This is a genomic window from Maridesulfovibrio sp. (assembly GCF_963666665.1).
GTDB lineage: Bacteria > Desulfobacterota > Desulfovibrionia > Desulfovibrionales > Desulfovibrionaceae > Maridesulfovibrio.
The window spans coordinates 1831095-1857848 of sequence record NZ_OY762999.1 but is presented as its reverse complement, the minus strand read 5'-3'; the positions used below and the strand labels follow the sequence as shown (position 1 = coordinate 1857848).

23 protein-coding genes are annotated in these 26754 nt (G+C 46.3%); 19 read left to right on the top strand and 4 right to left on the bottom strand.

Annotated features, from left to right (window positions below):
• Window positions 1-120 precede the first annotated feature (120 nt).
• From dgcN to ACKU40_RS08475, 4 genes are all read left to right on the top strand, one after another.
• Window positions 121-1116 carry an N-acetyltransferase DgcN gene (gene dgcN / locus ACKU40_RS08490; RefSeq protein WP_320176087.1) on the top strand — a complete coding sequence of 332 codons (996 nt, stop codon included), beginning with the start codon at window positions 121-123 and terminating at the stop codon, window positions 1114-1116.
• Window positions 1116-2084 (top strand): N-acetyl-D-Glu racemase DgcA, encoded by a 969-nt coding sequence (gene dgcA / locus ACKU40_RS08485; protein WP_320176086.1) that lies wholly within the window; start codon window positions 1116-1118, stop codon window positions 2082-2084. Before dgcN ends, dgcA begins: the two co-directional genes overlap by 1 nt.
• Window positions 2085-2118: 34 nt before the next feature.
• Window positions 2119-2964 (top strand): D-amino-acid transaminase, encoded by an 846-nt coding sequence (locus ACKU40_RS08480; protein ID WP_320176085.1) that lies wholly within the window; start codon window positions 2119-2121, stop codon window positions 2962-2964.
• Window positions 2965-3285: 321 nt separating this feature from the next.
• The gene (locus ACKU40_RS08475; RefSeq protein ID WP_320176084.1) at window positions 3286-4194 is read left to right on the top strand and encodes an ABC transporter substrate binding protein; all 909 of its coding nucleotides are present in this window, start codon (window positions 3286-3288) and stop codon (window positions 4192-4194) included.
• Window positions 4195-4203: 9 nt separating this feature from the next.
• On the opposite strand, the gene ACKU40_RS08470 is transcribed toward ACKU40_RS08475, so the two are convergent.
• On the bottom strand, window positions 4204-5751 hold the full coding sequence (locus ACKU40_RS08470) for an FAD-dependent protein (protein WP_320176083.1): 1548 nt from the start codon (window positions 5749-5751) through the stop codon (window positions 4204-4206).
• A 207-nt stretch (window positions 5752-5958) separates the two neighbouring features.
• On the opposite strand from ACKU40_RS08470, the gene ACKU40_RS08465 reads away from it, so the two are divergent.
• The 3 genes from ACKU40_RS08465 to ACKU40_RS08455 all read left to right on the top strand — a co-directional run bounded on the left by ACKU40_RS08465 (window position 5959) and on the right by ACKU40_RS08455 (window position 8396).
• On the top strand, window positions 5959-6567 hold the full coding sequence (locus ACKU40_RS08465) for a flavodoxin family protein (protein WP_320176082.1): 609 nt from the start codon (window positions 5959-5961) through the stop codon (window positions 6565-6567).
• Window positions 6568-6850: 283 nt separating this feature from the next.
• The gene (locus ACKU40_RS08460) at window positions 6851-7066 is read left to right on the top strand and encodes a hypothetical protein (RefSeq protein WP_320176081.1); all 216 of its coding nucleotides are present in this window, start codon (window positions 6851-6853) and stop codon (window positions 7064-7066) included.
• Between the two features lie 160 nt (window positions 7067-7226).
• Window positions 7227-8396, top strand: coding sequence for an MFS transporter (locus ACKU40_RS08455; protein ID WP_320176080.1), 1170 nt, complete (start codon window positions 7227-7229; stop codon window positions 8394-8396).
• 504 nt (window positions 8397-8900) lie between these two features.
• Here the strand turns inward: ACKU40_RS08455 and ACKU40_RS08450 are convergent.
• A complete protein-coding gene (locus tag ACKU40_RS08450) occupies window positions 8901-11309 on the bottom strand; it encodes an acetate--CoA ligase family protein (RefSeq protein WP_320176079.1) in 2409 nt (802 codons plus the stop codon).
• A gap of 288 nt (window positions 11310-11597) precedes the next feature.
• Here ACKU40_RS08450 and ACKU40_RS08445 point away from each other — a divergent pair, with 288 nt between their 5' ends.
• The 5 genes from ACKU40_RS08445 to ACKU40_RS08425 all read left to right on the top strand — a co-directional run bounded on the left by ACKU40_RS08445 (window position 11598) and on the right by ACKU40_RS08425 (window position 14246).
• Window positions 11598-11933: a hypothetical protein gene (locus ACKU40_RS08445; RefSeq protein WP_320176078.1), complete on the top strand. Its 336-nt coding sequence runs from the start codon at window positions 11598-11600 to the stop codon at window positions 11931-11933.
• Window positions 11930-12568, top strand: a complete 639-nt coding sequence (locus tag ACKU40_RS08440) for an endoprotease (RefSeq protein ID WP_320176077.1) — start codon at window positions 11930-11932, stop codon at window positions 12566-12568. The genes ACKU40_RS08445 and ACKU40_RS08440 overlap by 4 nt, the downstream gene beginning before the upstream one ends.
• An 88-nt stretch (window positions 12569-12656) precedes the next feature.
• A complete protein-coding gene (locus tag ACKU40_RS08435) occupies window positions 12657-13625 on the top strand; it encodes a major capsid protein (protein ID WP_320176076.1) in 969 nt (322 codons plus the stop codon).
• Between the two features lie 18 nt (window positions 13626-13643).
• Window positions 13644-14036, top strand: coding sequence for a Bbp16 family capsid cement protein (locus tag ACKU40_RS08430; protein WP_320176075.1), 393 nt, complete (start codon window positions 13644-13646; stop codon window positions 14034-14036).
• Between the two features lie 12 nt (window positions 14037-14048).
• Entirely contained in the window at window positions 14049-14246 is a 198-nt protein-coding gene (locus tag ACKU40_RS08425) for a hypothetical protein (RefSeq protein WP_320176074.1), read from the top strand.
• A gap of 82 nt (window positions 14247-14328) precedes the next feature.
• Here the strand turns inward: ACKU40_RS08425 and ACKU40_RS08420 are convergent, their stop codons facing one another.
• Window positions 14329-15237: a universal stress protein gene (locus tag ACKU40_RS08420; protein WP_320176073.1), complete on the bottom strand. Its 909-nt coding sequence runs from the start codon at window positions 15235-15237 to the stop codon at window positions 14329-14331.
• 25 nt (window positions 15238-15262) lie between these two features.
• Window positions 15263-15766 carry a phosphate-starvation-inducible PsiE family protein gene (locus tag ACKU40_RS08415; RefSeq protein WP_320176072.1) on the bottom strand — a complete coding sequence of 168 codons (504 nt, stop codon included), beginning with the start codon at window positions 15764-15766 and terminating at the stop codon, window positions 15263-15265.
• Window positions 15767-16012: 246 nt separating this feature from the next.
• Between ACKU40_RS08415 and ACKU40_RS08410 the strand changes: the two genes are divergently transcribed.
• From ACKU40_RS08410 to ACKU40_RS08380, 7 genes are all read left to right on the top strand, one after another.
• Window positions 16013-18256, top strand: coding sequence for an ATP-binding protein (locus tag ACKU40_RS08410; protein ID WP_320176071.1), 2244 nt, complete (start codon window positions 16013-16015; stop codon window positions 18254-18256).
• A 136-nt stretch (window positions 18257-18392) separates the two neighbouring features.
• Window positions 18393-18986 carry a hypothetical protein gene (locus ACKU40_RS08405; RefSeq protein WP_320176070.1) on the top strand — a complete coding sequence of 198 codons (594 nt, stop codon included), beginning with the start codon at window positions 18393-18395 and terminating at the stop codon, window positions 18984-18986.
• A gap of 2 nt (window positions 18987-18988) precedes the next feature.
• Entirely contained in the window at window positions 18989-21085 is a 2097-nt protein-coding gene (locus tag ACKU40_RS08400) for a hypothetical protein (protein ID WP_320176069.1), read from the top strand.
• Between the two features lie 5 nt (window positions 21086-21090).
• Window positions 21091-21579, top strand: coding sequence for a hypothetical protein (locus ACKU40_RS08395; RefSeq protein ID WP_320176068.1), 489 nt, complete (start codon window positions 21091-21093; stop codon window positions 21577-21579).
• A gap of 1 nt (window position 21580) precedes the next feature.
• Window positions 21581-22417, top strand: a complete 837-nt coding sequence (locus ACKU40_RS08390) for a hypothetical protein (RefSeq protein ID WP_320176067.1) — start codon at window positions 21581-21583, stop codon at window positions 22415-22417.
• Window positions 22418-22545: 128 nt separating this feature from the next.
• Complete coding sequence (locus ACKU40_RS08385; RefSeq protein ID WP_320176066.1) at window positions 22546-26490, top strand: choice-of-anchor R domain-containing protein; 3945 nt, start codon at window positions 22546-22548, stop codon at window positions 26488-26490.
• Window positions 26490-26714 (top strand): hypothetical protein, encoded by a 225-nt coding sequence (locus ACKU40_RS08380; RefSeq protein ID WP_320176065.1) that lies wholly within the window; start codon window positions 26490-26492, stop codon window positions 26712-26714. The genes ACKU40_RS08385 and ACKU40_RS08380 overlap by 1 nt, the downstream gene beginning before the upstream one ends.
• Window positions 26715-26754 lie beyond the last annotated feature (40 nt).

The following is a 26754-nucleotide window of genomic DNA, read 5'->3' as shown; positions in this document are numbered from 1 at the left end:
GTTTTGCGATTTATAACTTGCTTATATTCTGAGGTGTTATCGTGTTTAAGCAGGATATGGCATGCAAATTGTTGTAGCTGCAGGATCAAATAAAAAACATATGATAAAGGGGTAGTACTAATGTTTGAAGCACCATATTTACTTTTTCTTGGAGATGCTCCGGATGCTCTGGCTGCAAAAATGGCTCAGGGTATCTATGACTGGAGACCTGAAGCTGTTGCCGGACAGTTTCGTATGGAAGAGTGCGGAGCAAATCTTGGAATTAAGGATCTATCTATTAAAGAAGCAGCTGAAGCCGGAGTAAAAACTCTCGTAATCGGTGTTGTAAACCGTGGCGGCATTATTTCAGAAGGCTGGAAATCCATTCTTGTGGAAGCCCTTGAAGCCGGAATGGATATCGCATCCGGATTGCATACCCTTCTGCGTGATCAGCCGGAGCTTGTTGAAGCAGCAGCAAAGAACGGTTGTTCTTTGCATGATGTACGTATTCCCACTGTCAAGTATCCTATTGCAACAGGTAAGAAACGCAGTGGTAAACGTTGTCTTGCTGTCGGTACTGATTGCTCCGTTGGTAAGATGTACACCACTCTGGCCATGGATCGCGAAATGAAAAAGCAGGGCCTAAAATCCACTTTCCGTGCCACCGGACAGACAGGTATTCTGATCGAAGGCAACGGTGTTCCCCTTGATGCGGTTATCGCCGACTTCATGGCCGGTTCCGTGGAATATCTCACTCCTGAAAATGATGCTGACCACTGGGATTTCATCGAAGGTCAAGGTAGTCTTTTTCATGCTTCCTATTCAGGTGTAACCATGGCTCTGATTCACGGCGGTCAGCCTGATGCTTTGATCCTTTGCCATGAACCCACACGTAAAACCATGCGCGGCCTGCCTGATTACACCTTGCCGTCCCTTGAAGAGCTTCGTGAACTTGCTTTGCCGATTGCTAAGATTGTAAATCCTGATTGTAAGGCTGTAGCATGTTCTATCAATACCCAGCACATGTCTGAGGATGAAGCGCTTGCCTATCTTGCTGAAGTTGAGAAACAAATGGGTATTCCTGCTGTTGATCCTTTCCGTCAGGGTGCGCAACGTTTGATCGAGGCTCTGGGATAATGCAAATCTCGGTAACAAAAGACGTTTTCCAGCTGGCGCAGGTATTCACCATTGCGCGCGGATCGCGGACCGAAGCTGTTGTGCTGCGGGTCGAGATTGAAGAAGACGGTTTTACCGGGCGTGGGGAATGCGTTCCCTACGCCCGCTATAACGAGACCGTTGATTCTGTCTCTGCCCAGATTGAAGGGTTGAAGACTCCTATAACCCGCGAAGAATTGCAGTCTGCACTCCCCGCTGGGGCGGCTCGTAATGCCGTGGATTGCGCTCTTTGGGATCTGGAAGCCAAGAAGACCGGAGTTCCGGTATGGAAACTGGCCGGAATCAGCGAACCTACCCCGGAAATTACAGCCTATACACTTTCTCTTGATACTCCAGAGAAGATGGAAGCGCAGGCAGCAGAAAATGCAGGACGCCCTTTGCTTAAAACCAAGCTTGGCGGCGGCATTGAAGATATTGCCCGCATTGAAGCTGTGCGCAGGGGGGCTCCTGAAGCCCGCATAATTGTTGATGCAAATGAAGGCTGGACTTCTGATATTTATCGTGAGATGGCTCCCGTGCTGGTTCGTCTCGGTGTGGAAATGGTAGAGCAGCCGCTTCCCGCCTCAGATGATGATGCCTTGCTGGAAATAGAAAGGGTTCTGCCTGTATGTGCTGATGAATCCTGCCATGACCGTGACTCCCTGCCTGCTTTGAAAGGCAAGTATGATATGATCAATATCAAGCTGGATAAGACCGGTGGGCTGACCGAGGCTATCAAGTTGCGTGAAGCTGCATTGGCTGAAGGGTATAAGGTGATGGTCGGATGTATGGTCGGTTCTTCTCTGGCAATGGCTCCTGCTGTGCTGGTTGCCAGCGGTGCTGATGTTGTAGATCTTGACGGGCCTTTACTTTTGGCAGAAGACAGGGAATCCCCTTTGGAATACGATGACAAATTTGTCTTTCCCCCGCAGAGTTCTCTGTGGGGCTAGTAGTTAATCTATCATATTGGAATAAGTGAATAAAATGAGTCGTATTGTATACGTAAATGGTGCTTACGTACCTGAAGAAGAGGCAATGGTTTCTGTTTTTGACCGTGGTTTTCTGTTTGCTGACGGTATTTATGAAGTTACCGCTGTTGTGGATGGAAAAATCTGTGAATGGGAAGGCCATATCGGTCGTCTTGAGCGTTCTCTTGGTGAAATCGACATGGCTATGCCGATGGGTGCTGATGAACTGCTCGAAGTTCACCGCGAAATGGTTAAGCGCAACGATCTTGAAGAAGGTGCTATTTACCTGCAGGTTACCCGCGGCGCTACTGACCGTGATTTCGTTATGCCCGAAGGTCTTGAGCAGACAGTTGTTCTCTTTACTCAGGCAAAGAAACTTACCGGTGCAAAATCAGGTCTGCGTGTGATCTCTGTTCCCGATATCCGTTGGGGCCGCCGTGACATCAAGACCGTTCAGCTTCTGGCTGCTTCTCTGGTTAAGACTGAAGCCAAGAAGAAAGGTAAGGATGATGCGTGGATGGTTGAGGACGGCTTTGTAACAGAAGGTTCTTCCAACAATACCTACATTGTTACCAAAGACGGAAAGATCATTACCCGCAACCTTTCCAATTCAATTCTTCCCGGCATTACCCGTAAGTCCGTACTTCGTCTTGTTGAAGAGCTGGATATAAAAATTGAAGAGCGTCCCTTCACTATTGAAGAAGCTCAGAATGCAGCTGAGGCTTTCATGACTGCTGCCACTTCTTTTGTTACTCCCGTTATTGAAGTAGATGGAGTAGAGCTTAACGGTGGCACCCCCGGTCCGGTAAGCAAGCGTCTTGGCGAAGTTTATATTGAGGAAAGCCGTAAAGCTTCCATCTAAGATTTTGCGTAACTTGGGGAAGTTAACGCTCCTGAACAGACAGAAGTCTGTGTTCATTGATTGAAAGGCGGTCCGTTTCTTTTGAAGCGGACCGCCTGTTTTTTATTTGTTGCGGTTGGAGTTGTTGTAATAGTTGTACATGAAATCGTGGTGGGTTGTAATATAGGTTAAAGCTATGCTACATTTTATGTAATGCCTGTACGAAATAAATATAATAATTTTTTAGGTCTTAAGCCTGATCTTAAGCTTTTAGCCTGTTTTGTGATGTTGTTTTGTGTTTTTCTCTGTGATTTAGCACTTGCCGCCGATAAGACTGTTGTAGTGGTTAATAGTTATAATCGTGATTTCAAATGGGTGAAAGAACATAACGGCATTTTAAAAAGGGGGCTTGCAGGGGAGGCAGATGTTATTTGCTACTATCTGGATTTCAAAAGGCTCAGCAAGGATCAGGCTGAACGAAATGTTGAGGATGTTAAGCGTGTTCTGGCTGAGCGCAGGCCTGAAGTCGTTGTGCTGACTGATGATTACGCATTAAAATCTCTTGGGCAATTTCTTGTGGATCTGGATATACCTGTTGTTTTTTTAGGAGTGAACGGTAATGCTCGGGGGTATGTGAATAATGTCCGTAAAATTACAGGGGTGTTTGAACGGCCTCTTGTGAAGCGTTCGGTGGCTTATTTAACTGAGATTATCGGACCGGGTAAGTTTCTTGTCCTCATGGATGACAGTTTGAGTTCAAGGGTTTTTGTGCAGGAATCACTGGGGGGAAATCAGAGTTTTAACGTTTCCGGGACTCATGCGGATATCCTGCTTATTCAGAATTTTCTAGATTGGCAGGAAAAAGTTAAAGGAGCTCAAGCTGCCGGATACACCTGTATAATAATCGGTACTTATCATGTTTTTAAGGATGAGCAAGGGAAGCATATCTCCAGCGCAGATGTCATCAGGTGGACCTCAAAATATGCTACAGTGCCAGTGTTTGCTCTTTGGGATTTTTCTGTCGGACAAGGTATGGCTGTGGGCGGCTATGTCCTTTCCGGAGTAGATCAGGGCCGTGAGGCCCTGAAAATGGTAAAAAGAATTTTATCCGGAGAAAAGACAGAAAATATCCCTCCTGTTATAGGCAAAAGAGGGCAGTTGCTTTTCAGTGGTCCTGAAATGAAACGCTGGAATGTGACTATACCTAGATCACTTAGTTCTAAGGGATTTCAAATCAAGATAATTCGCTGAGTTGTAATGTCAGCCTATCATTCGTGCTGCAGCCTGAGCGCATTTCTCTCCATCCATTGCTGCGGAGATAATTCCCCCTGCATATCCTGCCCCTTCTCCACAGGGGAAAAGTCCTTTGATCTGAACATGTTCCAATGTCTCACGGTCACGCGGGATACGTATCGGAGAGCTGGTGCGTGATTCCACAGCAAGCACTTTGGCTTCGTTTGAGTCGAATCCTTTGAATTTTTTGCCCAATGTTTTTAATCCGTTGCGCAATGCTTCTGATTGGATAAAAGGCAGCAGCTCATGTACGGGTGCTGAATATGTGCCGGGGATGTATGATGATTTAGGGATTGATTTTGATACACGTCCGGCAATGAAGTCGTTAACTCGTTGAGCCGGAGCCTGCTGGGTAACGCCATCTCCTGCTGCAAACATATTTTTTTCCGCAGCAGCCTGATATTTCAAAGCACAGAATGGATTGCCGGGGTTTTCAAGGTCTTCGATTTTTACTTCAGCCACCAGACCTGCGTTAGCAAAAGGAGCATTGCGTGCGGCAAGGCTCATACCGTTCAGTACCAGTTCTCCCGGAGCCGTTGATGCCGGGACAATGTAGCCTCCCGGACACATGCAGAATGAGAATACACCGCGTCCCATAGCTTGAGTTGAAATGCGGTAGCTAGCCGCGGGAAGATTTTCGTGGCGCGGGGATTGGTGGTAGAAAATTTTATCAATCAGCGGTTGGGGGTGTTCAATACGTACGCCTAAAGCAAAAGGTTTTGCTTCAATTCTGATGTCCTGATCGGCAAGGGCGTAAAAGATGTCGCGCGCTGAATGTCCGGTAGCGAGGATTACTGCGTCAGCTTTGATTTCATTGCCTCCGGCAATAACTCCGGCCATACGGTCCCCGTCAAGAATAAATGAATCCACACGGGTGTTGAAATGGACTTCTCCGCCACAAGAGATGATGTCATCACGCATTTTGCTGACAATACGCGGCAATACATTTGAGCCGAGGTGCGGGTGAGCATCGATACGTATGTCAGCGGGTGCGCCGTTCGCAATGAGCAGGTCGAGGATGCGTCCTACGTTGCCTCGTTTGGTTGCGCGGGTATAGAGTTTGCCGTCTGAATAGGTCCCGGCCCCGCCTTCACCGAAGCAATAGTTGGAGTCCGGGTTGACCAGTCCTTCCGTGTATATTTTTTTCAGGTCCTTGCGGCGGTCATTTACAGTGCGTCCACGCTCAATAATGATGGGCTTTATTCCGTGTTCCAGCAGAGTCAGTGCTGCGAAATATCCGGCAGGTCCGGCTCCGACAATTACGACTTGTTTACCGTTCATGGGTTGAGGGGTGAATACAGGTTCTTCCGGTTCCACTGTTTCAGGGTCGCCGATTGCAACCTGCAAAATGAAGTGCGGCTTGCGGGAGCGCGCGTCGATTGAACGGCGCAGAACACGTGTGGAAATATCTTTATTGTCTGGAACCCCGGCAGTTTTTAGAGCTTCTTTGCGGATAGCATCGGGAAGATTGATTTGTTCGGGGTTTATTTTGATCTGTACTTTTACCTGTTTCATGGCAGCAGCTCTCTTTAATTATTGAATTCCGCCTACCTCTACCGACTGACCTGCTAAAGTCAACGTAAATTATGCATGGCATGGTTTTCAGCTATTTGGCTGATTGTCTTCCAAGATTACTACGATATCACTTTTGCATGGAGTTCGGCTGAAAAATGTAACTAAATTATATGTACACATGTAAATGTCAGTATGAGGAAAAAATAAATGAAAGTAACAGTCGTCAATGGAAGTGCCAGAACAAAAGGGAATTCACATGCTATTGTGAATGCATTGTGCGAAGGCTTTGCTGAAGGAGTGGAGGTAAAATCGTATGAACTGTCTAAAATGAAAAACAGCGGTTGTATCGGTTGTATGTCCTGTAAGGGAAAAATCGAGCTCTGCGTTATAAAGGATGATCTCACTCCTGTTTATGAGGAGATGCACGAAAGTGATGTGCTTGTTCTGGCCAGTCCCGTCTATTTTGGGGATGTGAGCGGACAGGCTAAAATCTTTATTGATCGTCTCTATCATTTGTTTACGCCTGATTTTCACGATGGGTTCGATCCTGAAGGCGGGGTAATTGAAGAGAAGATGAGAAACTATAGCCGTCTCAAGAGAGGAGTGAAATTTGTGTTTATCACTTCTCAAGGGGCTGTGATGGAAGGTATGTACGCTGATATTCAGGGGCGTTACCCGTTGTTTTTTAAATATCTTGGGTTTGATGAAGTGTATTCAATCCGGGGTCTCGGTGATCCTCTTGCCTTTCCTGAAGCTAATCGTATGGAAGAGGCCCTTGAGCAGGCTAGAGAACTTGGTAGGCGATTAAGTGTTTAGAAATAAAGAATAAACACCTTTCTGTTTTAGTCTCTATTTTTTTGTTAAAAAAAGAACAATGATAAGCTGATTTTTGGGGAATATTAAGCCGTCACCATTCTGGTGGCGGCTTTTTGTGTTTAAGAATTACGGATTTATTATTTTGAGATGTAAAATGGTAATAGATTGTGAAAATAGGCGTAAACTTTATTTAAATGTGAAAAAAAGAATTAACAAAAAACAGTTGACGAGAGCACTTTTAGGCGTATGTTTTCGTCAACGTCTTTTGAAAAGGAGCTAAAAAATGGCGCTTGAATTGTATTTTGCACTTACTTTGTTGTTTTTTGTTTCTGTGAGTGCAGTGGCCGAAGCAGAACAGTATGTTGAGGATAATGTTTTAGTTAAATCAAAAAGAATTAATGGTCTTTTTCAAATGTTAAAGGATAAAATTGCAAAGTTTTACCATAACGATGATGAGTTTTACTGTTTTTTCAAAAAAGATGCATTTGATTTGGATTAGTTGAATCAGGATTCGATTCAAATTGAATACAAAAACCCCGCTCTGGTACCAGAGCGGGGTTTTTGTATTTCTGCTGAAAATTAGTTTGCGGAGCAATGATAAGAGGTGTAACTCTTGTGCTTATTTAATGAAAGTATCTCCGCCAGAGAAGGAAATGCTGATGAAAAGTCTTCTTAAAATCCAGCTTGCAGTATTTGCCCTCGTTTCAGCTTCTTTTACCAATATTTACCTTCCTCAACCTGTTCTGCCTATTTTGCAGTCTGAATTTCAGATCAGCCCTGTACAGGCATCCTTTGCGGTATCGTTTGTAATTCTAGGAATAGTACTCTCCAATCTTTTCTTCGGCTATCTTTCGGACAGGTATCCGGTCAAACCGATAATTGTTGCCGGTGGTGTCTTTGTTGCTGTCGGTGGTTTTATCTGTTCTTTGACTCATAATTATTCGGTGCTAGTTGGTTCGAGATTGCTGCAAGGGCTTTTTATCCCTGCTTTAACTACCAGCATTGCTGCATGGCTGGCACGTACTCTTCCAGCCAAGCGATTGAGCGTAGTTATGGGGTCGTATGTGTCGGCAACTATTCTGGGCGGGCTGGGCGGACGTCTGCTTGGCGGTTGGATTCATCCTCCTCTGCATTGGCGGTATGCATTTGCTTCAGCTTCAGTGCTAATTCTGGTTACGACATTTCTGGCTGTGCTTATCCTTCCCGCCAGCGGAGAAAAAGAGATTGCAGATGTTCGCAGCAGTAATGGCAAGGAAACATATCTTTCATTGCTAAAGCGTAAGGAACTCCTTTTGATCTACGCTTGCGGGGCCGGTAGTCTTCTGATTTTCTCGCCGGTTTTTAACTATCTGCCATACAGACTCTCGCATCCGCCGTTCGATCTTTCTACTGAGACAATCACCCTCGTTTATCTGGTTTATATTCTCGGTATTTTTCTGGGGCCCCTCGCTGGAAGGCTCAGTGCTCAGTTTGGGGGAGGGGTGATGCTGCTTTCCAGTTCAGTTCTTCTTGGAGCTTCGCTTTTAATGCTTTTGCTGCCTTCAATCGCAGCGGTTGTAATTGGGCTGCTTGGAGTCTGTGCTGGCTTTTTTACTATTCACACAGTGGCAGTTGTTCTTTTGAATCGTAAACTGACCTGCAGTCATGGCAAAGCCAATGCGCTGTATGTTCTGTTTTATTATAGCGGCGGTTGGCTTGGTATTACGGGGGCCGGCTTTGCTTATGAATATGCAGGCTGGCAAGGTGTGATTGTTTTCTTAGCGAGCTTTTTAATTATTCCACTCAGTGCAGGGGTGCTTGAGCGAAGGATAGAAAGCAGGTCCGGGTAAGGATGTTGAGGCTAATTCAGATTGTGTTTTGGGTGAGCGGAAGCCGTATCTTTTAAAGCAGAAATGTTATTTTTGAGGGTGATTGAATTTCTGTTCAGTTTTATTTGTCCTTTAAAATTAGTTTGTTGAAGATAGACAATGAATGCGAATATAAAATGTGAAAAAAAGAATTAAGTTAATCTCATTGACGAGGTGTTTTTTCTGCGTACACTGAAAGTAAGTTCTTAGAGAAAAGAAATCTTAAAAAAGATTTTTGGATGTACTTTTAGTTGTAGGAGCGTTTTTTATGTTTATGTGCTGGTTATGCGGAATTGCAAGAATTGTTGAAGATGTCTTTTTCGCTAATGCTGAGAAGGCTTGCGTTGTTGTAGAAAGAACCAGTCGTGAAAATAAACTAACCAATCGTTACAACGATAAGTATTAATATTTTTCGATAGTCATTCCTCCTGAAAGATGCAGGCCGTGGTTCGTTGTTGATCCACGGCCTGTCTTTTTGGGTGCGGATTAATCACAGCTGTGGGTCAACCGAATTACTTCGGCGCGCATACGGGCTTTAGAATATAAGGCTATTGCGGCTACCGCACGGTCACAGACCGGAAAGACCGGAACTCCGTTTTCAAGCAGCATATCTCTTAAAGGCTCATAAAGCCTGCCGCCGTCTACAATTGCGAGTATCGGTTTATCACTCTTCTTGACGATCTGAATGAGAAGGTTGCCCAGGGAATTCTCGTCTTCCATTGAGAAAGCAGGAATCGTCGGCTCTGCCAAGGTGTGCATAGATGGGGAAAGCGGGTCCAGCCCGATTACAATGGAATCTACCGCTGGATCTTTGGCCAGTATTTCAGCCATACTGGCGTGAATTACATCATTTGATCCCGGAGTAAGGTCCAGAGGGTTTTGGATGGTTACCAGCGCTTTTAGTCGGTTCTTTTCGAGAATATCATCTATGTTTTTGATAGACTCTTCGCTGAACCTTGCAAGTTCAATATCATAATCATCCGATTGAATGGAGTCAGCCATTCCCACTGCTTCGAATCCGGCTCCGCTGACAGCTGCAAGCCTGTCGCCGCAAATGGTTTTGTTGCTCAGCTTTTCCGCCAGCATGAAAAGGTCCTGAAATTCCTGAAAGGTACGGGCCACGATTGCTCCGGCTTGGCGCACGCAGCTTTCGCAGACCATGTAATCTCCAGCAAGAGAAGCGGTGTGCCCACTGGTGGCGGTTTTACCTTCCGGCGTTCTTCCGGCTTTGTAAAAGACTACTTCTTTGCCGTTCATTACTGCCTGCCGTACGGCTGTGCAGAATTCCAATCCGTCAAGATCGTTGAATCCTTCTGCGTAAACAGCAATGACGTCCACTTCTCCTGAATCTTTGAAGTAATGGATCATGTCGCCAAGGGTCAGGTCCGTCTGATTGCCCATGGAAATCATGTAAGCCGGATTAAGTTCCGGGCATTGGCTGTAGCGGAAGACCATGAAGGCCCCGCTTTGGCTGATCAGGGCAGAACGCTGGTATGGAGCGTTGCGGTCTTTGGGCAGTTTTTCATCCGGGATGAACCAAGTATCGTAATCGCCGGGGCGTGAGACCACTCCCATGCAGTTTGCTCCGATAAAGACCGGTCCGCCGTCAGCTTCAGCATGTTTTTCATTGATGCTGGCAATGACCTGTTCCGCCCGTTCCTTACTGTCCTCGGTTTCACCCATGCCCCCCGGGATGAGCATCACACTCTTGGCGCAGTCCAGTTCGATAACCTTGTCGACGAGATCAGGAACATGCTGGGCAGCAATGGCAACTACTAAAAGATCAAGCTGGTGATCCAGTGTGTCAAAGCTCGGCACACACCGCACACCGTCAACTTCATCACAGCCTTCACGGATAATAACTACGTCTTCTTTTGCGTATCCTTCAGCCAGAACATTATCTAGGATGATCCGCCCGAAGTTTCTGCGGGTGGAGGAAACCCCGATTATGCCTATTTTTTGCGGATGGAGCAGGTTGTGGATTTTCTCTACAGGACGGGCCAGCGGCATTTGGTCCGGTCTTGAAAAACGGCATAACCCGTCCAGAGGCACCATCAGATATTCGGTGAAAGCAAAGGGGTTGATCTCCAGTTCATCAATGACGAATTCAGCTTTGGGATTGGATGGGGAAAAGTATTTACCCATTTCAATGAAGGAATCAAAGCATTCAATAAGCTGTTCATCAGTGACAATCCGGCGCTGTCCGCGGGTAAGGCCTGCCAGCTTTTTATATGAGATGGTATTCTTGAAGAGTTGGAAAAAGGTTTGCCCGTCCACCATTTGTACGGATGCGGCAACAATGGCTTGGCCTTTGCGGAAGCGTTCGGCGTAAAGTTCGGTGTCTGTCCCGCCGAGTCCGGCACTTATGATGGTTCCGAATTCTCTGGTCCTGCGCAGACCTACAATGAGCTCGTTGCCGAAAGAATCAGAATCCGGGGGCATGAACTGAACCTGCAGGACTCCTCTGAGATCACGGCTGATTGCTTTGATAAGTGCTTCTCCGTGCAGCCCTTTGTATTCTTCGGGGGCATGCTCAGGGGCTCTCTCTATGTAAGCTGCGAAGTTCTCCGGTACTTCATACATCATACCGCGTACAGCGGAGCGGATCTTTGAGGGTTCTTTTTTTACAATGCGCACTCCTCCAACTTCCGTTTTATGGACGATCGTAGGGGAGACTATTTTCAGTACAGCTTTCTCGCCCGGAATGGAGGTAAGTTCCTCATCTGAAAAACGTGCTCCACGCGGCAGCAGGTTTGCGGCAGGTGGTGTTTCAGCACCGGAATTGGCCAGCAGGTTGTATACTTCATATTCAAAAAGATAATCACGGCCTTCATTGTCAGCATTGCCGAACAGGTCGTTGATAGCTTCAAAGCTGATTTCATTTTCAATAAACATGTGTGCTCACTTTGCATGGATTTAATGTCTGGGAATTGTATGCCATATCTTCTTCAAAGGGAACAAGACGGATTTTGACGTATTAAGGGCATTTTATCAGAAATTATTACAGGGCGGACCCGAGTCATCTGATTCAGGTCCGCCCTGCTGCATATTATGTATTTCGAAGGGGGCGAATGAGGCCACTGAACGACCGCATAATTCGTTGATTCGTAAATATAGGTATGCTTCACAGCCATATCTCCTTCGCAAAATTATTTTAGACTTTTAGCAAGGAGGCAGGATTTAATGACGACGGACTCCGGTTTTCTGGAGGATGAACAGCGTGAGGCTGAAAAGGTTCGAGAGGAACAGCGCAGGATCAACGAACAGTTCCTGTCCGATGTGAGGGCTACATTCAATACTCCGCACGGCAAGAGGGTGTTTACTTTTCTGCTGGAGCAGGGCGGGGTGAATGCGCTTCTATATGCCAAAGAGAGCGATATTTACCGCAACGTGGCCGTTCATGATTTTGTTGTTGAAAATGTACTTGGCCCGGTTATCGGCGCTGATGAGGAAATTTACCTTTCCATTATCCGTGAACGGGCTGAGCAAATGAGAAAAGAAGAGGAGGAACGAAAATGATGGATTTTCCGGTTGGTGATGATCCGCAGCCGGATCATTACTCTCCGCAGGCAAAGATGAAAGATGAGGTTCCAGAACCGGTACTCGGCGGTGATGCATTGCTGGAGGATGAGTTTGTCGAGGAACAGGAATGTCGCACTGTCGATGAAGCCGAGCAGTTGCTGGATAACCCGGTTCCAAATGCTCCTGATGCGTATGAACTGGATTACGGTATGCCGGATGGGGTAGACCCTTATGTGGACTGTCAATTCCGTCAGTTCGCACATGAGAACGGGGTAAGCGGAGAAATGGCTCAGAAACTGGTGGATTTTCATAATTCCCTTGAAGCTGCCCGTTATCAGGACCACCAGACACAGGCTGGTGAGTGGGAGCGCCAGACCCGTGCGCTTCCCGGCTGGCACGGAAACAACTATCGCAAGAATATGGGGGTGGCCAATAAGGCCCTGCAGGCTTTTGCTTCCCCGGTTCTTGCCAAAATGATCAGGGAATCCGGGTATTCCTGCCATCCTGAGGTTGTTAAAGCCTTTTACAATGTAGGCAGGCGTCTTACGGAAGATTCCTACGTAGACAGTACAAGGAATACTCCCCGGAAAAAGACAATCGGGGAAATCCTTTATCCCAATCAGCCGATCTGACAATAGCGCGTAGCGCATATAAGAACGCTTGAAGCGTCATGTAATTAAGAGCTCCCAAGAGGGCCGAATCTTGTAAGGAGAATTAATTATGGCAACTCTTGGTATGAATGCACTTACCCTTTCCGACTGGAGCGGACGTCTTGATCCTAACGGCAAAGTGGCCGAGATCACCGAAGTTCTGGCCCACACTAACGAAATCCTCGATGACGCCGCATGGGTGGAAGGCAACCTGCCCACTGGGCACCGTACTACCGTGCGTACTGATCTGCCTACTGTCAGCTGGCGTAAGCTTAACTACGGCATCAAGCCCAGTAAATCCCGCACCAAGCAGATCGATGATACTTGCGGTATGCTCGAATCCTATGCGGAAATGGACAAAGCTCTTTCCGATCTCAACGGTCATTCTTCCAACTTCCGTACTTCAGAAGAGCGCGCTTTCCTTGAAGCCATGAACAGGGAATTTGCCGACACCTTTGTTTACGGTGATACCGCGCTGGAGCCTGAAAAATTCCTCGGTCTTGCACCGCGTTTCAACTCCCTTGAAGATAAGAACGTCATCAACTTCGGTGGAACAGGTAACAACTGCACATCTATTTGGATTGTGTGCTGGTCGGATCAGACCGTCCATTTCACTTTCCCCAAAGGCAGTTCCAACGGTCTGAGTCATAAGGACCTCGGTGAAGTTACTCTCGAAGATATTAATGGCGGCAAGTATCAGGGACTGCGTACCCATTACAAATGGACTCCCGGCCTTGTTGTTCGCGACTGGCGTTATGTGGTGCGCATTGCTTCCATTGATCCCAAAAACATCGGTTCCAATTCCCTGCGCCATGCGCTGATTGAAGGCTTGAACATGATACCCAATACCAACATGGGCAGAACTGCCATTTACTGCAACCAGACTGTGAAAACACTGCTCGATATTGAGGCTTCTGACAAAAACAACGTCATGCTCAAGACCGAGAACTGGGAAGGTAAGCCTGTAACCACCTTTTGGGGGTGTCCGGTCCGCCGCGTGGATTCCATTCTCAACACCGAAGCAGCAATCAGTGCGTAACTGAAAGGAGTAAAGAATATGTATCTTGATAAAGAACTTTGTTTTTGTGATGAACAGGCCGTTACTGCCAGCGCTGTTTCCCAGAATGTAATCAATGTAGGTGAAGATTGCGGTTCCGGTGGTAATGTCAGGCTCAAGGTTATGGTTGATGGCGAAGATTTTGCCACCCTGACCAGTCTGCGTGTGGGCGTACAGGCTTCCGGGACTGATGATTTTTCCCTGTTTGATACTCTTTTCGAATCCGGTTCCATGCCTGTGGCGGAGCTTAAGCAGGGCTACAGCTTTCCTCTGCCTTCCCTGCCCGTGACGCATAAGGGATTCCTGAGACTTTCTTTCACTGTGACAGGAAGCAACGCCACTGCCGGAAAAGTCAGCGGCTATCTGATCATGGATGATCAGACTAACGTTTAGGCTGGTGTGTAAGTGAAATACGTCTGTAAAAAAGATTGTTACGTGAGGAATCCGCAAGGTAAATTACAGCATTTCAAAGCTGGTATGACTGTTGATTATGCTGATGGTGTTGAGGTTGCGGAGCATTTTGAACCTGCGGGAGGACCTAAGACAAAGCCAGCCGCTAAAAAAGCTATGCCTAGAACTAAGAAAGAGGAGAGAGCAAACTAGTCTGGTTTTAGCATTTTGAATCAGTACAAAAGTAAAATCCCCGGTCTGTATTGACCGGGGATTTCTTTTTGTTAGGGAATAATTATTTTACAGGAGATATGAAGCCGGCAGGCTTGATGGCCAATAATGATTCCGTAAGAGCTCCTGCTACTTTTTCAGCGGTATTGCCGATGAGTAAACCCGCTATGCCGGAACGCGCCACGCTTCCCATCACGACTATGTCCATTTTCTTTTCCAGTGCATATTCCGGTATTAATATGCCGGGGTCGCCGTGCATGATTACTTTGCGGGGTTCATTCGGGAAGGAAGTGGCCTCAATCAGGTTCTCGAAGGCTCTTTCGCTACTGCTTTTTTCATAATCCAGATATTTTTCCACTTCATTTTCCGAAAAATATGGGTTGGCGGTGACGCCTTCCAGATAGCCTTTCCAGCAATGCATTACATGCAGTTTTCCGCCAAGAACACGGCTTAGTTCTGCTGCATGTTTGAGGATGTTGCTGTTTAACGATTCGTTTCCCGGTGAATTATCAAAAGGTCCGATTGCCGCAAGAATCCTCACCGCTCCCCGCCAGAGATGACCGTGGTGGATCCAGACCGGACAAGGGCATTTTCGTAACAGATGCATTACGGTGCTGTCCGGAGCTTTTTCTTGTGTCGTTTGCGGGCAAATGACCAGATCATATTTATTTTCGTTAACTGCCTTTATGCACTCAATGAAACCCTTGCCCCATCGAACTGAAAATTTGATGCGGCTTTTCTCTAAGTTTTCTTTTTCCAAAGCAGATTGCAAATTGGCGTTGTGCCCATCGAGGATATATTTTTTTAAATCCTTTCCCTGAGTGTTGAAATAGTCGAGTACAGATGTTTTGGGATTTTCAAAAACATGCAAAACGGTAATGCCGGCTCCGCTCTTGTCCGCAAAATCAAGTACATGTTTAATCAGTGGGGTATCTATTTCAGTACCAAGGTAAAGTAAGATTTGTTTTGTCATATAATCCTCTTTTGATTTAGACCTGTTACTTTTCAATTTCGCAATTGTCATTTGGGCCGTTTAAAAAAACTTTTGGGGTGTCGGCCTCCTTATCACATACCATCCAGTAACATCCTCCTAATGCGAGGAGTATTAGGCCTAGTGATATCGCCTGCATGTAATCTATTTCTTTGAAATCAAGTACAATTACTTTTCGTGCAGCGGCCATTAGTGCTGTGGCTATGACAAGTTTTAGATGAATCATCTTGTATTCAAGATATATTATTATATTCGCAAATATTTCGATGGCAATCAGCACTGCCATGAAAGCTCCGAAAGTTGCTAAGATATCATTGATATTTAACAAGTAGATAGGAGGTGTTCTCATTCGCTGGTAAAGAACCCATATTACATCAAGTATCCCCCAGATTATGACAAGAGTCATCAGAATTGCCAGAATGCGCACAGAGAAGCGTATCAACACCCATAATCTGTCTATTATAGGGTCAGAGCATGGGTTTGCAGAAGTTTTCTTATCAAAAAAGAACATAGGTAAACCTCGCTCGCAATGTTGAGGATATTTCTACTCTACTTTAGCAGGTAATATTTATAAAAAACAGTGGGCCGGATAATAAATTTTTAAATTGTAAATTCCGAAGAAATTGTAGTCCTTATTCAGTCCTGCGTAGATTTAGCCCGTAAACTGTGCTAGTTATTTTATATGACAAAAGTGATATGCAAATATATTCGCAGTGAATTATTGCGACTATTCGGGCTTGCAGTTATTTTTCTTTTTATGGCTTTACCTGTCCGTGCAGAGGAAGTGCGCCATGTTCTGGTCCTTCATTCTTATCACTCCGGAATGTCTTGGGTTGCCAATATTGAAAAGGGAATTCGTGATACCCTACTGGTACCGCCTTATAAAGATCTAGTTCTGCATATCGAATATATGGATACCAAACGGCATCATTCTGCTGAATATTATGCAAGAATCAGAAATCTGCTTGAATCAAAATTCAAAAATATACATCTGTCTTTAATCCTGTCTTCTGACAACAATGCTTTCGATTTTCTGTTGGAAAATCGTAATGATCTTTTTCCTGATGTTCCGGTGGTCTTTTGCGGGGTTAATGATTTTTCAGATGATCAGATCAAAGGTGTAAAAGGAATTACCGGGGTGGCGGAAGTAATGTCTTCGCGCGAAACCGTGGAAAGTATCCTTAAGCAGTTACCGGAAACAAAATCCATCTATGTGATTAATGATTATCTAAAAACAGGTCGGGCTTGGGAATCCACGATAAAGCGGAATCTGGAACCGTTCAGAGATCGTGTCAGTATTGAATATAATGAAAATCTTACCATTGCCGGATTGCGGAACAAGATTCATTCCTTGAAATCTGGCAGCGTTGTGCTGCTTGGTGTTTATTACTCTGATCGGGATGGTAAATATGTAACATATGAGAAGCTGGGCAGTATCCTTACAAAGGATAGTCCGGTTCCAGTATATTGTCTTCTGCGGTTTAATCTTCGTGACGGTGTAATCGGCGGTAAGGTCATCAGTGGTTATCATCAGGGCGTGATGATGAGCGAGGTAGCCCGCAAGGTTCTGTCAGGGGAAAAAACCGAAGATATACCTGTCGTTAAGATTGGAGCAAATGCATTTATCTTTGACTGGCAGTCCCTTGATAAATATGGGATTTCTATTGACTCACTTCCTGAAGAAAGTGTTGTCCTTAATGAGCCTTTTTCCTTTTATGAAGAATATTTTTATCTTGTATGGAGTACTGTTTTTGTCTTTGTGTTCATGATTCTTCTTGTCATTGTTTTGATTAAGAACGTTATGGCACTGCATAAAACACGCAGAGACCTCGGACATTCAGAACTTAAATACCGTTCCATATTTGATAATGCTCAGGAAGGTATCTTCCAGACCAGTGTTGAGGGAAGAGTTATGGCTGCTAACGCAGCTTTTGCCGCAATCTTTGGATACGATTCACCGGAAGAAGTTACTGAAGTATTGGATAACGTCGGGAAGAAGCTTTACCTGAATGAAGTAGACCGTAATATTTTACTTACCGCCATGACGGAAACCGGAACTCTTACTGGTTTTGAAGTGAAAATGAAGTGCAAGGGCGGTGAGATAGTATGGATTACTATGAATGCCCGGAAGACAACAGACCAAAACGGAAAGGTTATCTTTGAAGGTTCTGTCGTGGATATCACTGAAAGGAAGCTAAATGAGCAGCGTATAATTCAGTCTGAGAAGATGATGTCTGTCGGCGGTCTTGCTGCCGGAATGGCTCATGAAATCAATAATCCTTTGGCTGCTATCGTTGGTGCTGTCCAGAATCTGCAAAAGCGACTGGCGAGCGAAAGCAAAAAGAATATCATGATTGCAAAAGAGTGTGGGACATCATTTTCAGCAATTACAGAATATCTTGAACGAAGGGATTGCTTAAAATTTTTGGATGGTATTTATGAATCTGGACTCAGGGCAGCAACCATAGTTCGCGGAATGCTTAGTTTTAGTCGAAAAAGCGGTAGCGATTTTGCCTCGCATAATTTGGGCTCAATTGTTGAGAATGCTTTGAGTCTGGTTATGAAGGATTATGATTACAATAGAAATTATGATTTTAAAAAAATTAAAATAATTAAAGATTTTGATGCTCCCAACTCATGGATAAAATGTGATGAAGTTGAAATTCAGCAGGTTGTATTGAATTTATTGAAAAATGGTGCTGAAGCTATGGGTGAGAAGTCTTATGAAGAGGGCGGGCCGTGTTTTGTTTTGCGTATCCATGAAAATAGGTCCATGGCTGTACTGGAAATAGAGGACAATGGGCCGGGCATGGACGAAGAGGTTCGTAAGCGGATACTTGAACCTTTTTACACCACCAAGTCAGTTGGTAAGGGGACCGGTCTGGGGCTTTCAATTTCGTATTTTATTATAACAAGACGTCATAAAGGCTCTATGGAGGTCTTTTCAGAACTTGGCAAGGGCACTCGGTTTGTGGTCCGTCTACCTCTTTACAAAGATTAATTTGCCGTAAAAAACAGAATTAAAATATTAGTACGGGCGGACTTGAGTCGGGTTACTCAGGTCCGCCCTCAATTTTATCCTGACTATGAAAAGGAGATCGTAATAAAGCGTATTTCCCAAGCATATCAGGAAAAATATGGCTGTTTCAGAAGTTAAAATTTGTAATCTCGCCTTACGTAAACTTGGCGCGAGACTGATTGAATCATTGAGCGACAGCTCACAGGAGGCTGTCACCTGTAATCTTTTTTATGATCAGGTGCGTGATGCGGTCCTTCGTGAGCATCCATGGAATTTTGCTGCTTCACGCATAAGATTGGCTAAGCTGGCAGATAATCCGGCTTTCGGTTTTGTGCATCAGTACCAGCTCCCTTCAGATTGCCTGCATCTCAGGCAGCTTAATTCACCGGATGAAGAGTTTGTAGTTGAGGGAGATAGAATTCTGACTGACCGGGATGGTGCTTCTGCTGTTTACACCGCAAAAGTTACCAATCCGGTTCTTTTCGATCCTTCATTTGTGATGGCTTTTGCCGCACGCCTTGCTGCGGAAATGGCTGATGACATAACCGGTTCCACGACTAGGGCACGGGAAATGTGGACCATCTATCTTAATGCCATGCAATCTGCACGCTTGGCGGATTCGGCTGAAGGAAGGGAAGACAATATTCCTAACGACCCGTGGCTGGAAGCACGGGGTATTCACGGCGTGGACTCGCCGATTTGGAGGGGCTAGCTATGTCAGTCTCCCTTATTATGACTAATTTCAGCGCCGGAGAACTCTCTCCCCGGCTTGGCGGCAGGGTGGACCTTGCTAAGTATTCAAACGGGCTTGCCGAGCTTGAAAACATGTTTACCCATCCCCACGGTGGTGCCTCACGGAGGACCGGTTTTCGTTTTGTCCGAGAGGTTATGGGGCGTAACCTGCTTCTCCCGGCAAGTCTTGATTCTACAGCAAACTGGACTGTAGGCAGCGGCTGGACCGTGGCTTCCGCAAAGGCAACCTGTGATGGCTCACAGACAGCTGAATCGATACTTAGCAGGAATTTAGAGCTTGTCGCGGACCGTGTTTATGAGATCAGCTTTAAGGTGACCGGATATAGTTCAGGTGCGGTTTGTGTCAGTGCCGGAAGTGGAAGTGTGAGCGAGCGGGTTGCCGCTGACGGAAGCTATGCTTTTAGGTCCAAGGCGGATGCAGATGGATTGCTTTCTATTATTGCAGATACCGATTTTTCCGGTGCTGTCGAGGCTGTGCAGGTTCGGGAAACCGATCCTGCGACCCGGTTGATCCCTTTTGAATTTTCCACCGAGCAGACTTACGTATTGGAATTTACAGACCATAATATCCGTATTTTTAAGAATGGCGGGATTGTGGTTGATGAGCAGGGGAACCCTATTGAAATAGGGGCTCCGTATACGGAAAAGGATCTTCCAGGAATCCGTTTCACCCAGTCTGCTGATGTTATGTATATCGTTCATCCGGAGGTTCAGCCTTATAAGCTTTCGCGCACGTCTCATGTTGATTGGAAGATGGAGCTTGTCGCATTCAGTTCTCCGCCCAAAGAGTGGAATAGCGAGAAGGGCTTTCCTTCCTGCATAACTTTTTTTGAGGAACGTCTTTGCTTTGCTGCCAGCCCCTCCAATCCCCAGACCATCTGGATGAGTAAAGCCGGATCGTATGAGGATTTCGGTGTTTCTTCTCCGGTATTGGATGACGATGCCTGTACTTACACCCTTTCTGCTGATCAGGTGAATGCCATCCGTTGGATGGTCAGTTCCAAGAAACTTATCATGGGCACTTCCGGTGGTGAGTGGTGGCTTTCCGGGGGGAGCAGCATGGATTCAGTTACACCAAACTCAGTTATGGTTCGCCGTGAAACTACACACGGTTCGGCGGCGATTCCTCCGGTAGTTGTCGGTGGGGTGATGCTATTTTTGCAGCGTGAAGGCAGAACCATCCGGGAGCTTTCCTATTCATTCGAGGCTGATGGTTATACAGCCCCCGACCTGACCATTCTTGCTGAACATTTGACCCGTTCCAACTCCATCACAGAGTGGGCTTACCAGCAGTCACCGGACTCCGTAATCTGGATGATCCGTGACGACGGGGTAATGGTCGGCCTGACCTATCAACGTGAACATGAGGTCGTGGGCTTTCATCGTCATACCACAGACGGTAAATTCCGATCCGTATGCACCGTCCCCGGTTCAACGCAGGCGGAAGTTTGGGTTGTTGTTGAAAGGGAAGTCGGTGGTATTGCCCGCAAATATGTTGAGCGTATGGAGAATCAGTTTGTCGGCGAAGGTTCTGTTGATGCTTTCTTTGTAGATTCCGGCCTGAGCTATGATCAGGGAGTCGCTGATACAGTTTTCAGCGGTCTTGACCATCTGGAGGGTAAGACTGTTTCCGTGCTGGCAGACGGTGCGGTGCGCCCTGATGTTGTGGTCAAGGATGGTGCCATTACTTTAGCTTCTCCCGCCAAGGTCGTTCATGCCGGACTTCCGTATATTTCCAATATGAAGACCCTGCGCATTGAAGGCGGAGCAATCTCAGGAGGAACTGCTCAGGGCCGGAAGAAACGTATTTCTCATGTTATTGTGCGTTTGTTTCAATCGCTGGGACTGCAGGTCGGCTATGACGGGGATCATCTGGAGCGTGCTCCGTTCCGTACTTCGGCGGATAAGGTTGGCGGAGCCCCGGCATTGTTCACTGGTGATTACGAGGTCAAATTTAATCGCGGCTACGATCGTGACGGGCAGATTTATATCCGGCAGGACCAACCTTTGCCGCTTTCTGTATTGGCTCTGATACCGGAAGTCTCGGTGTACTCGTGAGCCGGGTGAGCAAGAAGAGAGCTCTAAAGCTTGAGGTTCCAACCTTGGAAGATGTGGATTTTGTTGCCGCTAATATTCGTGAAAGTGATCGTCAGGACATGGAAGGGTTGCATTCCGGAAAATCAGTGCGGGAAATCATCATGGGTGACGTGGTGTACTCAAAGTTGGTTTACGGATTGTATCGTAACGGTTCAGTTCAGGGCATCTTTGGGGTTATCCCTCTCCTTTCTAATGTCGGTACTCCGTGGGTTGTCGGTAGTGTCGCTGTAGATGAGAATCCGCTTCCATTTGCAAGGGCTTCACGGGGACTACTGGATATGCTCCAGCGTTCATTCCCCTTGCTGGATACGTGGGTGTGCAGTCGCAACAGTAAAAGTGTGCTTTGGCACGAGTGGTGCGGTTTTGAATTTGAAAAGGAGAAGGTCCGGCTGGGCAGGGATGAATATTTCCACGCTGTGCGTCGGGTAGGAAAAAGTAAAATGGAGGTGAGTTAATATGGCGATGGGAGTTGCTTTTAACTATGGCTCTCAAATGCTTATGGGGGCTGTGAGTAATATGGCAATGGGCTCAGCTACGCGAGGGCTTTCTGGGCAGGGAATGTCTTGGGGTAATTTTGGTTCAGATGCTTTAAGTGGTGTCTTGGGTGGCGGCGGTATGTCCGGTTTGTCCGGTGGGAGTCTCAGCGGTTTAACTGGGCAGGGGCTTTCCAACATGATAGGCAATACGGGGAGTGTCTCCGGGGCAGGTGGTGCAAGCTCAGGCACATCAACCGGGGCAGGAGGAAGCTTGCTCGGTGGTGGAGGAGGTTCAAGTTATTTGGGCATGATGACTCAATTTGGACAATCTATCTTCAGCGGAAATCAGGAACGCAGCGAAGTGGAATACAACTCCAAGATGACCGAAGTGAATAATTACCATCTTATGCAGCAGGGTATTTATAACCGGAGTGTCAGTTACAAAGAAGCCCGTCTCATTCAGCAGGACGCAGAAATCAAGCTGGCAACCATGCGCCGTGAACTATATCGCCGCAACCATTCAGTTTCCGGGCATAAGGGTGTGCGGTTGGATTCCGGTTCAATTGTGGATGTGCGGGAAGATACTATCCGTCAGGCCGCTTATGATGCTGAAATAGTGAAATATCAGGCGGAGGTTAATTCCAACAGGATGATCGAGCGGGGGGATTTATCGGTCTGGTCTGCGCGTAGCAAGTCGGTGTTAAATTCCAATGTGGTACAGGCAGATACGAATACAAGTGAATCAGCAATCGGCAACGGGCTTTTGAATCAGGGAATGAGTATGGCCGGGAGCATGTTGGGGTCAAAGCTTGGCTGATAATTAGTGTCAGCACAATCGTTATTCAAGGCGGACCTGAGTTGGGTTACTCAGGTCCGCCTTTCTTTTTAATCTATAGATATAAGGTTGATATTTAAATGTCTTAGTAACGTTAACAGGAGTAATTTATGACTGTGGTTTCAAGCGGGAACACCATCACTTTTGCGGGGGATGGTGTTCAGAATTCATTTGACTTTAACTTTCGTATTTTCAGGGCCGAGGACCTTTGCGCAGTATTGCGTAATAGCGATGGTACTGAGGATCGGTTGGTCTTGGGCAATGATTTCAAGATTGTTTCCGGTGTAGGGAGCGATTCAGGGGGGCGGGTACAGTATCCAATCAGTGGAACACCGCTTCCAGCAGGGCAAAGTATAACTCTGTATCGGGAAATTGCTTACACACAGGAATTGGAACTAGTGGATAATGACCCCTTTTCCGCACAGCTGTTGAACGAAGCATTTGACCGGGGGGTGATGCGCGACCAGCAGTTACAGGAACAGGTTGATCGTGCTTTGAAGTATGAGATTTCAACCCCTGAAGCAGAACGCCTTACTCCACAGGAAATGGTGCAGACTATTTCCAATGCAAGGGATGAAGCTGTTTCCGCCCGGAGCGGTGCAATTGCGGCGGAGGGAAATGCCCAAGGAATGCTCGTTGATGCCAGAGCAGCACAAACCGGCTCAGAGGCAGCCCGTGATAAGGCTTTGCTGGCCCAGTCAGCAGCAGAGGAAGCAAGGGATTCTGCGATTAAGATTGCCGTGGGTGATTTAAGCGCGTTACGTAGTTCCACTCCAGAGCTGTCCGCTCCATCTGAGGCTTTCGAAGGTACAACTGTTTCAATTGTAATTACCGATCATATTGATGATGGAATCACTTCTTATGAAATCAAGACCTCAGGATTCGGTTATGCTTCAATTTCCGGTAACACCATTAGCTGGGTACTGGAAACCAGTGATACGGATGTTGCTAAAGTCATTGAAGTAACCAGAAGAAGGCGTGGTGAACTTTATTCAGATGCAGCAGCGCATCAACTGTTGATAAAACATGTTTCCGTTCAGGACGGCCCGACCATCGCCTTTGCCGATGCCATTGATGGTTATCCCGGCGCAAGCGTAGACAGCGAAGGTGTACATACTCCAGCATACTCAGTTTCAGTAGAGAATGCTGCGCAGGTTGTCTCCGCTAAGCCTGAAATTGTGGTTGTTAACGGCAAGTTGATAGTGCTGGACGGCACAACCGAATCTATCTTGAAATTAGCTGTAAAAGTAGCTGCTGGGGATTTAATTATCACTGATAAAGGTGAAGTGGTTGTCACCGATTTTACCAGTTCAGGGGTGACTGTACAAAACAGTACAACATTACAGCCAAACTCAAAATTTACTGAGTTGGCAGGGGTGCCTTTCACAGAACGGTTTGTAGACACAGAAGGATGGTCTGAACAATTTAAGATTATGCCTGTTGGAGGTGTCAGCAGCAGCGTAGAGACGGCAAGGACACTGGCAAATATAGCAGGCATGTATATGCTGTTTCACATCAAGGATTGGACGGTTTTAGAAAACCCCCACGGTTACGGATACCTTGGGGTCATGGATACCTATTGTACTGATACAGCCAGCACCTATCAGGTTATTACGATCATGCTTCACCAGATACTGGGTAGTTCTACAGGGGTAGGGCTTTCCTGCTGTTTCGGCACAAGGCCTGACGGTGTACCTGATCTTGTAGTTTCTGACATGGATATGACAAAAGAAACTTGGGTGCTTATGTCTATTGAGAACGGACAGGTTACTTATGGATTTAAGTATGGAGATAAAGACAACCGTCCGTCTTCCGTATCTGATTTGAATGCCAGCAAAACATTCACAGCAACTCCGTTAAATCACCAAATTGAGCGTGCGGCTGTTGTCGGAGATTTTTATGGTTATCCAGTTAAGACAAAAATCAGACATGTTGAATATGGCCTTTCTACTTATGCTAAAACTGAGAGCGTAATTAATATTAACCGGCCCTTGCCCGGAGTGCCTACCAAGGCTTTTAAGAATCCTTTTAAAACACCGTTGGGCATGACAGCCTCAACTCTCAGTTCCGTTACTGTTGCAGATAAAGTGGTCGAGGGTGAGACTTTATTTGCCCTGCTTTCTGATGGTTGGCATGAAGTTGCTGCTGGAACTATTACTACAGAGACGGCTGGCTCTTCTGAGATTGTCTACGACACAAGAGGACTTGATTTTATCAATGCATCCTTCACCTTCTCCAGTGGTTCATATTCGCCTGTTGGCGTTAAATTCACGCCGTCGAAAAACACAACCCTTACTTCTGTAATATTGAATCTTGAATCAACCGGGGCTGCAGTCCTTTCCGCTTCAATATTTTCAGATAATAATGGGGTTCCGGGTAGCGAGCTAGTTGCATATGGCGCTACTGTTTCTGTTTCAACTCCCGGAGACGTGGAAGTTCCTATACCTGAATATGAGCTTCAAGCTGGAACGCCTTATTGGGTGCAAGTGGAGAACACAGGCGCTGCCGCAACGGTTAAGGCTACAAATCAGGCTAACGTTGTCACTAGTAGAAATGGTGGACTTCTAACTACTCAGCTAATGATGCTTGCACTGAAAGCAAAAGGAATCTCTTACAATGTAGATATTTCGTCTGCCGGATTGTCTGCGGCTCCGACCTCAATAGCAAAAGCCAGTGGTTTAGCCCTCAAAATAGGTGCTGGGGTCGCTGGTGAATATCTTGGCCCGAAAAAAGTGCTGTCATTAAAAAAAGCTAGTGCTCTCCCCGTTATGACTGCTGCCACTACGAACGGTTTTACTCTCAGCTCCGGGGGGACTTCTGTTCCTGCTCCTTGGGCGCCATGGAATGCGGCTGACGGAGACCTGAATACACTCTGGCAAAGATCCTCAACCAATGAAGAGCCGCAACTTGTCGTTGAAGGACCGTTCACTGGCCCTGTAACCAGAATTGACATTCAGGCTCGCTCAAGTGCCTCAGAGGTCGCGCTTAAACGTTTGCCCAAGGATTTTACTATCGAAGGATATAATGGTTCTTCTTGGGAGGTGTTGAAGACGGTCACGGGTGAAATCGGTTGGCAATCAGAAGAGAAAAGGTCTTTCTCCTTTGCAAATGGCGCGAATTGCCAAAAATACAAGGTTAATATCTCTGCAACAGAAACTGATGGGGATGTGTACCGTGAAATAGGCGAGCTGGCTTTATTTTATGAAGATTCCTCAAGTAAAACTGAGGTTGTTGTTGAAAGTGAAGAGTCAGTAAAAGATCAGATTTTAAAAACTGGTGGACTGCATAAAACATTATTGTTTGATGGGCAGTTGGTCGAGGTTGATTCTGTCAGCGAGATCGAAGACGGCTATGTAGAAGGTGGTTCACTTATCCCTGTTCTGTCCAGTAATACTCAGGATGGTATAACAGTGTCAGCTTCAGTTGTAGGTCAAGAACCTTATCTATCCACAGTTGAGACTGTAGGCAGTACGGGCTGGACTGCTGGTGCAGGTCAAGCCGATTGGTTTATCGAGTTTCCTTCGCCTGTCCTCCTGTTTGGTTATTCTTTGTGGGGGCCTAACAATGCCACCAACGTAAAGTATTATCACCCTCGTACATGGGAGTTAGCTGGGTTGGCTTCAGACGGAACAACATGGGAGACAATTGACAGTAAAGTTGATCAACCCAATTGGGTAGCAGGGGAGCAGAGAGACTATGTTGTTTCGCCAACTAAGGCATATACAAAATTCAGAATGCGTTGCTCTAACAATGAAGCTGGGGATAACCAAATCGGATTGGGCAAAATCCAGATGTGGTCTGCCGTTACGGCATACAAAACAACTATTATCCCGAAAACAGAACTGGCTCAAATACCGACTGAAGTAGCAATTCCTGACCGTTGTACGCTGGCTCCGGCAAACTATAGCAATACTTTTGACGGTAACGGTCTCAAAATTACCGGAGCGGAAATTGCGCTTGCAGATAATCCGGCACTTAAACGGCTTGTTATGGCTGTTAGCGGGGAGGGTGTTACTTTTAAAAGCGGTAAGATTTACATCAAGGAGAAACCATAGTGGCTGAAATAATCCATAAAGTCGAAGAACAGTCCGGAGTATCCATCCATCGTGAAATTCCGGCGAAGCGTAGCCATGAAGATTTTGATATCAGTCAAATGAGCCCACAGACCAGGGATGCTTTCAGCAGGGTTTGTAAAGAGGGCTCGGCTTTACCTAATGATTACAGACATGTCTTCGAATCCATATTAGGCCGGAGCGTGGTCAGTGAAATTCTGCAGTAAAAAATAATTTAAGGGGTTGGTGACAATGTTCACCAACCCC